This window comes from Anaerocolumna chitinilytica (assembly GCF_014218355.1).
Classification (GTDB): Bacteria; Bacillota; Clostridia; order Lachnospirales; family Lachnospiraceae; genus Anaerocolumna; species Anaerocolumna chitinilytica.
Genome location: NZ_AP023368.1, coordinates 4,662,044 through 4,674,550, shown reverse-complemented (window position 1 = coordinate 4,674,550; position 12,507 = coordinate 4,662,044). Strand labels below are relative to the sequence as shown.

Here is a 12,507-nt window from a genome sequence, read left to right as displayed (position 1 = left end):
CAATTAAAAGCAGTAAAGGAGATAAAAATATGAGCGTATTAAAAATAACAAAAGACAATTTTAATCAAGAAGTAATAGAATCGGACAAGCCTGTTTTATTAGATTTCTGGGCATCCTGGTGTGGGCCATGTAAGATGGTTGGGCCTATTGTAGAGCAGGTGGCTGAAGAAACAGTTGATTCCGTTAAAGTAGGAAAAGTAAACGTAGATGAAGAACCGGAACTTGCACAGCAATTCCGTGTAATGAGTATACCTACTCTGGTGGTATTAAAGGATGGAAAAGTGGTTCAATCCAGCGTTGGCGTAAGGCCGAAGCAGGAAATTCTGGCTATGATTCCTTAATTGTAAACTTAATTATAAGCCTCCCTCTTGCCCGTAGTCACAAGCCTTCAAGGAATGTGGACTTAAAAGGGCAAGAAGAGGCTTTATTTTTTTGACAAAAATTCCGGTGCAGTGTTTCTAAATGAAAGGAAAAAGTTTATAATAGGGAAATGCTAAAAGAAACTTTTACATAGAATAATTGCCGTTCACAAGGAAGGTCAGAAAAGTTTTATGCTGCTATAGGAAGCAATAATGACTGACTACTAGTTAGGTGTCTGTAAAATGTACATAACAGCGGTAATAGGAAAGGAACATAAGAAAAATGAATTTTAGAAAATATGCAGATATACTGGCTGGCAATTTGCTTATTACCTTTTGTTATGCCTGCATCACTGTACCAAATCATATTATCAATGGAGGGGTAACGAGCTTCTCCATGGTAACGGCAAAACTTATAAATGTTCCAACTGTATATCTGGTGAATGGAATAACCCTTTTGCTCCTTGGCCTTTGTTACATAGGACTGGGGAAAGAATATTTTCTGGGAACCATATTCAGTTGTTTTAGTTATCTTGTTTTATTTAATGTGTTCAGTAAGACCGGGTTTACAGTTCAACTTCCTAAAATAGCTTCGGTACTTATAAGCGCCTTGGGAGTCGGGACAGGGTATTTTCTGTGCTTGCATGCAAAAGCGACAACAGTGGGTTTTGATGTCCTTGCTCTGATTTTCCATAAAAAGAAGGAAAAATTAAATGTGGCCTATACCATGGGAGCAATTAATCTGGCAGTTATGCTGTATGGTGGGTTTACGTTTGGTGTGCTGGCAATTGCCTACGGAGCAATTTTTGTAGGAATACAGTCCATAGTATTAAATAAGCTTCAAACCATAGAAAGTAAAACAGAGATGGGAAAGTAATACTTTAAAGTAAAAAACACATTATTTTCCTTTATCTATCATTTTGTGTCTGATATAATATATATCAAATACATCAGATAATATCAAAAGGGTGAGGTAAAGAGTTAGTGCAAGGGAAAATCAACGACACAAAGACAGACCGAGTGAAGCGTGAGCTACTAAGAATGTTCTTAGAAAAGAAATACCATCCCCATGAATTACTTCCCAGTGAAGGGATGATCGCAGAGCTCTTTGGAGTCAGCAGAATGACAAGTAAGCTGGCATTAAATGCTTTGGCGGAAGAGGGGATAATATACCGGGTTCCAAGACAAGGCAGTTTCTTAAAAGACATTGATACTAGTGTTATAAGGGCAATGATGGAGGAAGAACTGCCGGATAAGACAGAGCTTGGAGGGGTGAAATTAATTGCTCTGGTATTACCGAGAATTGATTTTTATATCGGGCAGATTATTACAGAACTGCTTCATATTGCGGAGGAAGCGGAATATGAAGTTATTGTGAAGGTATCCGGAGGCAACCTTGAAGACGAGGAGAAAGTACTTCGTGAAATTGCTGGAATACCAAGCATTAAAGGAGTAATATTCTTTCCCGGCGACAAAAATGTATGCGGCAACGAACTGCTGCATTATAAGCTGCGAGGATATCCGATTGTTATGGTAGACCGAGTCTATAAGGAAATTGAGTTTGACAGCGTATATCACGATCATTACCAGGGAGCCAAAAAGCTATTGAATTATCTGGTAGAAAAGGGACATCAAAATATCGGTTTCGTTTCCGATGCGATATCGGAAGTATCCAGCAGGGATGAAAGATATAAAGGATATGTCAGTGCCATGGCGGAGAATAACCTGCATATTAAAAAGGATTATGTCATGATAAAGAATCCTGCTGCATCGAATATGAATTTTGTGGAGTATCTTAAAAGAAATAAAGACCTGACAGCAGTTTTCTGCGGCGATGACTATCTGGCTATCCAGATCTATTCCGCTGCAAAAGAACTGGGAATTTCCATTCCGGATAAGCTCTCCGTAACAGGATTTACAGACAATGCAATTCTAGATTATCTTGATATTAAGCTTACCACGATGCGGCAGCCGGTGAGGCCGTTGATGGAAGAAGCTTTTCGCATAATAACGGAAAAAATCAATACAAGGGGAGAACCGGTAAAACATATAAAAATACCCACTGAGCTGATTGAAAGAAAAAGTGTTCGTGACTTGCATCAAAATAAATAAAGTACTTAGAAAAGACCTTCGGGTCTTTTTTTTGTTGGATATGCATGAAGGTATCTTTTAATTTTAATATTTTATTGACAACATGGATATATTTATATAATATAAATATATCACATGACATTAAATATATCAGAAAGAATAAAATATATCAAAAAGTGATATATTTCGAACTCTAATTTAATTAATCGAAAAGAGGTCCGTTTATGGAGGAGATCAGCAGGAGCAAGATTAAAATAATTGGTAAGCAGAGAATTCAGAAGTTCGTACTGATTACCTCTATACATTCCATGTTAATGCTAACGGTGCTGATTATGCTGGTATCCTCCATGGGAATATGGTATTTGGTTCAGAATTATCTGGCAAAGGTCAACAACGAATTATATGGAATACAGAAAGATTCTGCGGATATTTATATTTCCGGTGTTACGGATAAGCTGTCAAACTACATTACTGCCATGGGAGTGGTTTCCATGAGTAATGATTTGCGGGACAATATCTTCAAAAAAGACGTCAGTCGTTCAGAAATGGTCATACTTAGCAAGGATTTAGGTCAGAGGATAAGTGAAATGACCTTTTTTCTATACCAGTCCCAGGAAGTCATCGGACAAAGGTTGTATACCTATCTGCCGGCAGACGGATATTATTTCTGGGACGTAGGTAAAGTAAAGGAGAAAAGCTGGTTTAAGGAGTTAAAGGAGAAAAACCCTCAGTGGTGGTATACCTATTCTGATGTGACCCATACATATCATCTGACACTGGCAGGAATCATTAATAATTATAATTCGAAGTCCAGTGCCTGGGGACAGGATTACTGCTGTCAGACTATTACCGTTGATACCGGTACATTATTTGCACCTTATAAGGGGTCCTATCACAGCATCTATTTATTTGATAATAAAAGCGGCAGAATTATTTATAGCTATATAGCTGCGAAAAAAAATGATGGTGCCTTGCCACAGGAGAAGATTGAGAAACTATATAATAACATCAGAGCAGGGCAGGAATTCTCCCAAAAAATCAAAGTAAAAAACGGGGAAGGAAACAAAGAAAACTTTAATATCTTAACAAGAAATATCGGTGTAATTGATGCCACTGCCGTTATTTTATTTAACCCAAAGCAAATGGAAAAGTCCGACGGGCTTGGAGCAATTTATTCAACTGTTACCCTGCTGATTTTTATGATGCTGCTCTTAATTATATCAAATCGGATTTATAACAAAAAATTAAATGTCCTTATTGGGAAAATGGATCAATTTAATGAAAAGGAGGTGCAACCCTTTAAACCGGTGGGAGGTTCAGATGAGCTTACACGAATAGAGAGACATCTGTTTCGAATGCAGAAACGAATACAAACACTGATTCAGGAAGAATACACGGCGAAAATGCAGGTTATGACTGCCAGAGAACAGGCATTGATGTCTTGTATCAATCCTCATTTTCTCTATAATACATTAAATACCATATCAGCTATGGCCAATCTGGAAGGTGCAGACAGTACCACTGAAATGATAGCAGCCCTATCAGCTATGTTTCGATATTCTTCTGAAGTAACCAGGCACAATGTGACGTTGAAGGATGAGTTATCGAATATTTCAGATTATCTGTATATACAAAGCATCCGATACCAAAATAATTTTACATACAGCGTTGATATAAAGGAAGAGTTATATGAATACAAGGTACCAAAACTCATTCTGCAGCCGTTAATTGAAAATGCTTTTAAACATGGTTTTAAAAATCAAATGGCAAAAGACGGAGACAGCAGAGAGATTCGGATATGGGCCAGTAAGGATAAAGACGATCTGGTGGTATCCATTACGGATAACGGAGAAGGAATTACTGCTGAAAGACTAACAATGATACAAGAGAGGATGGCAGAACCTGTCGTTCAGATAACAGCTTTAGCAGCCAATAACAACAGTATCGGGCTCTTAAATGTACATCAGAGAATTCTCCTGCAGTATGGTGTGAATTACGGCTTGAAGATAACAAGCGAAGGAGAAGGGAGAGGTGTGTGTGTTTCAGTAAGGGTGCCTTGCAGCAAAGTGTTGTAGAAGGGAGATTAAGAATGCTTGGTGTATTAATTGTGGACGATGAGAAACTGGCTTGCGCGGATATATTATATAAAGTGAGCCGGAGTGGTTTCAGTTTTAAGTGGATAATGGAGGCTTCCTCCGGGGAGGAAGCTCTTGAAAAGATTAAAGAGTATAAGCCGGATATCCTGTTTACAGATATTATGATGGGTAAAATGAGCGGCATTGACTTGGTGAAAGCTGCTGAAACATACGTGCCGGACATTGCATCTGTCTTAATTTCAGGCTATTCGGAATTTCAATATGCCAGAGAAGCAATAACCTTGGGGGTAGTGGATTACTTACTTAAACCTGCCAGACAGGAGGAATTAACAGCTACCTTGGCGAAAGTAACTGCAAAGGAAATGCACCGGAGAAGTCTGCTTCAAGGGCCGTATTATAATGCAAGACTAAAAGACGGCAGATTAAATGAGAATCAACGGGAACAGCTGACAGCCTTTTTTCATGGGGTCAAACCTAATCTGGAGATTTCCTTAGAAGATATCTTTCCGAGTGTACCAAAATATTATCAAATTGGCGTTTTTCGTATGTCGGTGAAACTCCAGTCCGAAAAATTGCGGCAGGCATTGCAGGAGATTGTGCAAGAGGCGGCAGGGCCGTGGTTTCTTACCTTTTTTGACCTTAACCCGGGGCAGCAGATTACAGTAATAGCAGCTTCTCCGGAGGAGGATATAAAAAAGGCGGAAGAAATATTTCTAAAAAACTTCAAGGAGATACGATGTAAGATACGCAAGAAGCTTGATATTGTGATGGTTATGGGGATATCCGGCATTGAAGAATCTGTCTCCGGTGTTTTATTGACACAAGCCAGACAGGCCCTTGACTTGCGTTTTACTCTGGCCGGTGAGAATGACAGCCGATTGTTTTACTGGAGCGAATGGGAGAAATCCGCTGCTACAAATTTACCGGAGGAGGATTTTAAGCTATATCAAAGGTTTTTAGCGACTGGTGATTTGAAAGAAGCACTTGCTGTTGTCAGAAGGATATTTTCGGTAGATATACCGGGGACGGCAATGCATATCCGTATACTTTATGTGGAACTCATCTGTATACTGGCCCGTACCTGTATAAAAAAAGCAGGCGGAAGTATTGTGTCAATGCTTGGTACAGAATACCTTTCCGGCAGAATTATCGATGAATTTTCCTCAAGAGAAGAGTTGATAGAAAGCCTGTGCAGAACCATAACAACAGTACTTGGCCAATGGATGGCAGTTACTGCTGATTCACGCTCTGTTCTGATGATTATAAAGAATTATATTGAGGATAACTATACCAGCAGTGAAATATCCACGAACTTTCTGGCTCAGAGGTTCTCTATATCACTGGGTTATCTTTCAACGTCCTTTAATAAAGAATTTGGTATTAATATTACAAAATATATTAATAACTTAAGAATGGATTATGCAAAGAAGCTTCTGAAAGAAACAAAGCTTTGTATTTGCGATATTGCTGAAAATTGCGGTTTTTGTAATACAAGTTATTTTATGAGGACCTTTAAAAAGCATGTTGGTTGCACCTCAAATGACTTCCGTGAAAAATAACAAGTAAAAATGGAAATGGAATCTGATAAGTTGTGAAAAAGCCTAAAAAAGAATGATTAAATAGAAGCATTATAGACTAAATAACTATAAAAATGAAAGAAGTGCATAAGAGTCATGAAAAAAGTTGATATTCTTTTAACATGACGGGAAGTAAAATAAGAAAGAAAGGAGCGAACATAAAGCTCCACAGAATACGAAAGGAGTGAAAGGCTTTTGAAATCTACCATATCAGGTTCGATAACCAGACAAGTAAGGACAAGAAGATTATGGCAGCAAATTATGAGACACAAGGTGTTATATCTGTTTATCCTTCCCTGTGTGGTCTGGCTGTTGGTGTTTTGTTACTACCCCATGTATGGAGCTCTTCTGGCTTTTAAAGCTTACAATTATAATCTGGGAATTTTGGGAAGTCCCTTTGTGGGATTACAGAATTTTGAGGAGTTTATAAAATCACCGGATTTTTGGATTGTAATGAAAAATACCATTATTATAAGCGGCTTCAAAATTATTTTCGGCTTTCCGGCACCTATTCTTTTAGCATTATTATTAAACGAGGTAAGAGGTTTAAAATTTAAAAAAGCGGTTCAGACAATGAGCTATCTTCCTTACTTTGTATCGTGGGTAGTGGCAGTCAGTCTGATGACAGTTATTTTTACACCCTACGGTGGAATTATAAATGATATAAGAAAACACTTTGGATTGGAATCTATATTCTTTATGGGTGAGAAGAAATATTTCTACCCTATGGTAATTCTTTCTGATATCTGGAAGAATGCCGGCTGGGGTTCTATTATCTATCTTTCTGCCCTTTCAGGAGTAAGTCAGGAGCTTTATGAGGCCGCCACTGTAGATGGTGCGGGACATTTAAAATGTACCTGGCACATTACCCTTCCATCCATTAAGGGAACCATTGGCATTATGTTTATCTTTGCTGTGGGCGGTATCTTAAATGCAGGCTTTGACCAGGTTCTTTTATTACAGCAGCCGGCCAATACACAGATTTCAGAAATTCTTGATACCTTTGTTTTAAAAACTGGTCTGAATTATGGCAGGTTTGAATACGCAACAGCCATTGGCTTGTTTAAATCGGCTTTTGCCTTTGCTTTGATGGCTCTGACAAATTCCGTATCTAAAAAATTTATGGATGTGGGTATATGGTAATATCTCAAATTAATATCTGCAGCCTGAAGGTTACAGGCTTTGATGAAAGGCAAGGTTATTAGCATGAAAATAAAAGAATCAAAATCCCGTAAAGTATTCGTGTTTTTTAATTACATATTTTTAGCAGCTTTTGGCTTCATTTCCTTATATCCCTTCTGGTATGTAATGGTAGCTTCCTTTAATACCGGAAGAGATTTTGCCAAAGGCGGTGTATATTTTTGGCCGAGAGAATTTACCCTGGAGAATTTTTCTCATGCCTTTAAGGATTCCCGTATATTCGATTCCCTGTCCATATCCGTCGAAAGAACTTTAATTGGTGTAGTATTGGGATTGTTTTTTACAGCCTTGATAGCATACGCCCTAAGTATTAAGACATTACCCGGCAAGACCTTTTTTACTTTCTTTTTTTACTTCACGACCATATTCGGAGGCGGAATGATTCCTTACTATATGCTGCTTCGTGATATGGGTTTAACAAAAAGCTTTTTATTATATGTTATTCCGGCAGTTTACAGCTTCTTTAATTTCCTTCTGCTTAGGACCTATTTTGATAGTATTCCCGCTGAGCTCAGAGAATCTGCCCAGATTGACGGGGCAGGAGAAGCAAAAATACTGTTTCGTATATTTATTCCGCTAGCTAAACCTATTCTGGCCACCCTTGCACTGTTTATCGGTGTAGGGCACTGGAATGACTGGTTTACCGGAGCTTATTATCAGAGCCGGCCAGCACTTTATCCTGCCGCTACGCTGCTGCAAAAGCTCCTTGGTGAGGCAACAGCCTCTTCTACGATCAAACTTGGGCAGGAGTCCAACTTATCGACCATGACCAGTTATACCAGCCAGTCCTTGCAGATGGCATTTGTCATGATTCTGACCATGCCTATTGTAGTGGTTTATCCCTTTCTTCAAAAGTATTACGTGAAAGGGGTTATGATCGGTTCAGTAAAGGGATGACGGTATGAAGGCGCTGCCTGGTAAAAACCTGTGTATTCAACAGAGGTAAAAGGCAGTCCATAATAACCATACAAAAAAATAAAAGGAGAATGTATATGAAAAAAAAGTTACTTAGTATCTTCTTATGTCTAATGATGGTAGCAACACTGGTTTCCGGCTGCTCAAAAACAGATGGCAATAAGAAGGCAGAATCACAACCGGCTGATTCTAAAGGGGCAAGTACGACGGATGCTGCAACAGATACAAAAGGGCCTAAAAAATTCGATGATGTAAAATTAAAAATGCTGATATGCTGGAACGGAGGATTTAAAACAGCATCGGATCAGTACAACAATGAAGTGGCAAAAGCTATCAGAGAAAAGACAGGGGTTACTGTTGAATTTGAAGGCATTATGATGAGCGAGACAGAGAAATTGAATCTGATGTTTGCTTCCGGTGATATGCCTGACATCATTAATGCTCCTTATTGGGGCGGCAGTGCAGGTGAGACTGCGGTAATTAAAAAAGCAGCGTCAGAAGGAAGATTACTTGCTATTGAGGATCTTCTTCCCAATTACCCGAACCTTGCTAATTCCTATGACGTTGGTATCGTTTCACAGTCTTATCTGGAGAATGACCTAAATTACAAGGGCTTTAACGGACATAAATACATTTTGCCTCAGGAAACTCCCGGAGATACTGCTGACGTGACAAACTGGGCTTACGGCGTATTCGTTCGCGGTGATGTACCCGGAGCATTAGGAATTGATCCTACTACCATTAAGACAGCTGACCAGTTATATGATTTCATGGAAAAAGCAAAGGAACATGGATTTAAGGATGTAAATGGAAATGACTGTATTGTAGCTACAACCTATCACGATGGCTGGGATAGTACAGGTTACTCTATTAATTTCTCCGAGAAGAAATTCAGCAATTATGTAAAACAGGCAGATGGTACTTATAACTATATTCCTTTAACAGAAGACTATATTAAGAGACAGTTGTTCATCTGGAAGCTTGTGAATCAGGGCTTATTGGATGTAGAGTGTTTTAAACAGTCCGATGCGCAAGCTGATGAAAAAGTAGGTAACGGTACAGCATTATTTGCATCTGCACAGTACAGTTCTGTTATCAATTCAACAAAACTTACAGGGTTATACAGTGCACATCCGGAAATGAAGTATGTTCCCGTAGGACCGATGACATATAAGGATGGCCAGCCTATTGTACAGTTGGAACAGAATGGCCGTGCCGGTTCTCCTGCTATTATCTTCCCAAGCACCTGCTCTAACATAGAAGCAGCATTGACCTATCTTGATTATGTAAACAGCGAAGAAGGAGCACGTCTGTGCCAGTATGGTATTGAAGGGGATACATATACTTTAAATGCAGATGGTCAGCCTCGTCTTAACAAAGATATACTTACCAGAAAAGCAGCAGGTGATTCTTCTGCTGACGACGAGCTTCGTGAAAAAGGCATCGGTTATATATTAGGCCGTACACTCCAAGCTGATAAACGTTTTACCTGGTGGGGTGAAATCGGAGCAGGTGATGCCGATGCAGCACCGGCAGAAATGGTAGCTTATAAGATCGAACGTCCTGTTGAAAGAGCAGACGGCTATCCGTTAGAAGGTCTTGTACAGAATTATAAGGATTATGACAAAGTTAAGAAATTCGCTTTTGAGGGAACTACCCAAAAAGATTATGAGCAGCGTGCTTACTTTGCAAAATCTGAGGCTGAAGCCCGTTCTATCTTAGAGGATTATCAGAAGTATCTTCTGACCCAGGACAATGGAATCTTCAAAGATTACTTAAAATATGTAACAGAATGTGCTAACTCCAGAGATGATATTCTGGACTAAGATGTGAAAGCATAAGGCGTCAGCGTTGGCTGACGTCTTATGTCAGTGTTAAAATTAATCATATTGAAAGGGGAGAAAATCATATGGCATATATCAGAGAAAGATCGCAGGAATTAACAGGTTTTCAGGAAAGTGCCCCCTGGCAGCCAAATATTGATGTACAATGTGATTTTGTCATGGTTTACGGAATTGATGAAACAATGCCGGAAAGAGTACGTAAGTTTAAGGAGAAAGGATATGTAGTCCATCTAATGACGGGTATCTCCTGGGGAGAATACCAAGATTACCTGTACGGAGAATATGACGGTAAAAATCATTGGGACGAGAGTCAAATGGACCGTTACGGTAAACATATAAAACATGGGAAAGATGTTCCTTATATGTCGCCGACAGTGGCATTTGCAGAATATCTGATTAAAAAGCTTAAACGTGCGGTGGATTCGGGAGTAGAAGCAATTCATATGGAGGAACCGGAGTTTTGGGATCGGGGAGGATATTCGGAGAGCTTTAAGAGAGAATACCTTATCTATTACAGAGAACCCTGGCAGCCGCCCCATAGCAGTCTGGATACAAGGTATAAAGTCTCAAAGCTGAAGGCATACCTCTATGCAAGAACCATAAGCCAGATCGGAAATGCCCTGAAGGAATATGCCCTTACAGAATACGGCAGGGTGCTGCGTTTTTATGTTCCAACACATAGCCTTCTAAATTATACCCAATGGAAAATCATGAGTCCGGAGGGGGCACTTATCGGACTGCCTGCGGTAGACGGCTATATTGCCCAGGTATGGACCGGTACCAGCCGTCCGGCAAATGTCTATGAAGGTGTGGTAAAGGAAAGAACCTTTGAGACCGCATTTTTAGAATACGGCATCATGCAGGAACTGGTAAAGGGTACAGGCAGAAGAATGTGGTTTCTTCATGATCCCATTGAAGACAATCCGGAATATACCTGGGAGGATTACCGATATAATTATGTGAAGACCGCAGTGGCATCCCTCCTACATCCGGCTGTTCATCATTATGAAATCTGTCCGTGGCCAAGAAGAGTGTATGACGGAGTATTTCCCCGTAAGGCAGGCCTTGCCGGAGGCACAATCCCTACGGATAATATGCCCGGAGCAAAAGCAATACCGCCGGAATACGCAACACTTCTTAACAGCATGGTTCAGATGTTCGGTGATATGGACCAGAAGGAATACTGCTTTGACGGAGTGAAGGAAGGTGTTGGCATTCTTATGTCAGATTCAGGCCTCTTTCAGAGAAGCTATCCGGATGGAATCATAACGGCAGAAAACGATGTTATGCTGGAAAAGGCAATGGATGAGTTTAAGGACAAGATGCATGATGGTGAGGATTGCCGGAAGGAAAGCCAGATATTTATGGAAAAGGTGGAAAAAGACAGGGATTTGTATCAGACCTTTATCCAAAGCAGTACCTTTCCGAATTTCTTTGGCATGGCAATGCCGCTGTTAAAATACGGTCTTCCGGTCCGACCTGTGCTCCTTGATAATATCAGACGCTTTACAGGATATTTTGATGATTATAAGACCCTTATCTTAAGTTATGAGTATATGAAACCGGAATCTCCGGATGTTAATAACGCTCTTGCAGCCTGGGTTAAGAGCGGCGGCACCCTGGTTTATATAGGAGATGGTACGGACCCTTACCACGAAGTGGAAGGCTGGTGGAACCGTACCGGTAAAGCAGACGGAGGGAAGGAAGGATACCGAAACGCTTCCGAGCATTTATTTGAGATGTTAGGACTCCAAAAGAAAATGGAAGATGGAACTTTCACAGTAGGTGAGGGCCGTTTAATGGTTTGGAATATATCACCGGCAAAGCTTTGTCTGACAACAGAGCTTGCGGATATATATCGTTTAAAGATGAAAGAGCTGCTGGCTCTTGGCGGTACGAGATGGATATTCACCAATCAGTTGACTTTACGCAGAGGACCTTATATTATTTCTTCTATAATGAATGAAAACCGGGAAGAGATAACAGAAGAAGAACATTCTTTTAAAGGGCTTTTTGCCGATATGCTGACAAGCAATTATGCAATTGTCAAAGAAAAGACCATAGGGCCGGATGAAAATACCATACTTTTTGATTTTTCAAAATTGGAGGAAATCCAATGGAGAGTAATTGGCTGTTCTGCCAGAATATTTTCTCTGGAGGAAGAGAGTGATGGTACCGGATTTACTATGAAGGTAAAAGCAGCAGATAATATCAAAGCCTATATAAGAATAAGGATTCCCAAGCCGGTAGTTTTTGTTTCGGCTAAGGATGAGAAAGGTAATGAAGTACCCATTGAGTATACGTGGGATGAAGAATCGAAAACAGAATTATTCTCTTATGACAGTCATAATGATACCTTGTTCATAAAAGGATATTTTTGGAGATAAAGAAGTATCAATCATAAATATTATTTCATAAAAAAGCA

At 39.7% G+C, this 12,507-nt stretch carries 9 protein-coding genes; all 9 read left to right on the top strand.

Annotated features, from left to right (window positions below):
• The first annotated feature begins 29 nt into the window (after positions 1-29).
• On the top strand, positions 30-341 hold the full coding sequence (gene trxA, locus bsdcttw_RS20345) for a thioredoxin (RefSeq protein ID WP_185256627.1): 312 nt from the start codon (positions 30-32) through the stop codon (positions 339-341).
• A 301-nt stretch (positions 342-642) separates the two neighbouring features.
• Positions 643-1,236 (top strand): YitT family protein, encoded by a 594-nt coding sequence (locus tag bsdcttw_RS20340; protein WP_185256626.1) that lies wholly within the window; start codon positions 643-645, stop codon positions 1,234-1,236.
• Between the two features lie 107 nt (positions 1,237-1,343).
• Positions 1,344-2,471 (top strand): GntR family transcriptional regulator, encoded by a 1,128-nt coding sequence (locus bsdcttw_RS20335; RefSeq protein ID WP_185256625.1) that lies wholly within the window; start codon positions 1,344-1,346, stop codon positions 2,469-2,471.
• Between the two features lie 203 nt (positions 2,472-2,674).
• Entirely contained in the window at positions 2,675-4,525 is a 1,851-nt protein-coding gene (locus bsdcttw_RS20330; protein WP_185256624.1) for a sensor histidine kinase, read from the top strand.
• A complete protein-coding gene (locus bsdcttw_RS20325) occupies positions 4,486-6,105 on the top strand; it encodes a response regulator transcription factor (protein WP_185256623.1) in 1,620 nt (539 codons plus the stop codon). The genes bsdcttw_RS20330 and bsdcttw_RS20325 overlap by 40 nt, the downstream gene beginning before the upstream one ends.
• A gap of 279 nt (positions 6,106-6,384) precedes the next feature.
• Positions 6,385-7,266 (top strand): ABC transporter permease, encoded by an 882-nt coding sequence (locus tag bsdcttw_RS20320; RefSeq protein ID WP_185256622.1) that lies wholly within the window; start codon positions 6,385-6,387, stop codon positions 7,264-7,266.
• Between the two features lie 42 nt (positions 7,267-7,308).
• Complete coding sequence (locus bsdcttw_RS20315) at positions 7,309-8,220, top strand: carbohydrate ABC transporter permease (RefSeq protein ID WP_225903879.1); 912 nt, start codon at positions 7,309-7,311, stop codon at positions 8,218-8,220.
• 95 nt (positions 8,221-8,315) lie between these two features.
• Complete coding sequence (locus bsdcttw_RS20310) at positions 8,316-10,064, top strand: extracellular solute-binding protein (protein WP_185256621.1); 1,749 nt, start codon at positions 8,316-8,318, stop codon at positions 10,062-10,064.
• Between the two features lie 83 nt (positions 10,065-10,147).
• Positions 10,148-12,469, top strand: coding sequence for a hypothetical protein (locus tag bsdcttw_RS20305; protein WP_185256620.1), 2,322 nt, complete (start codon positions 10,148-10,150; stop codon positions 12,467-12,469).
• The last annotated feature ends 38 nt before the right edge of the window (positions 12,470-12,507 follow it).

Bases quoted from the DNA above. Each gene is read 5' to 3' on its own strand.
- bsdcttw_RS20310 (WP_185256621.1), top strand. From the start codon at position 8,316: ATGAAAAAAAAGTTACTTAGTATCTTCTTATGTCTAATGATGGTAGCA.
- trxA (WP_185256627.1), top strand. From the start codon at position 30: ATGAGCGTATTAAAAATAACAAAAGACAATTTTAATCAAGAAGTAATA.
- bsdcttw_RS20320 (WP_185256622.1), top strand. From the start codon at position 6,385: ATGAGACACAAGGTGTTATATCTGTTTATCCTTCCCTGTGTGGTCTGG.
- bsdcttw_RS20340 (WP_185256626.1), top strand. From the start codon at position 643: ATGAATTTTAGAAAATATGCAGATATACTGGCTGGCAATTTGCTTATT.
- bsdcttw_RS20330 (WP_185256624.1), top strand. From the start codon at position 2,675: ATGGAGGAGATCAGCAGGAGCAAGATTAAAATAATTGGTAAGCAGAGA.
- bsdcttw_RS20305 (WP_185256620.1), top strand. From the start codon at position 10,148: ATGGCATATATCAGAGAAAGATCGCAGGAATTAACAGGTTTTCAGGAA.
- bsdcttw_RS20315 (WP_225903879.1), top strand. From the start codon at position 7,309: ATGAAAGGCAAGGTTATTAGCATGAAAATAAAAGAATCAAAATCCCGT.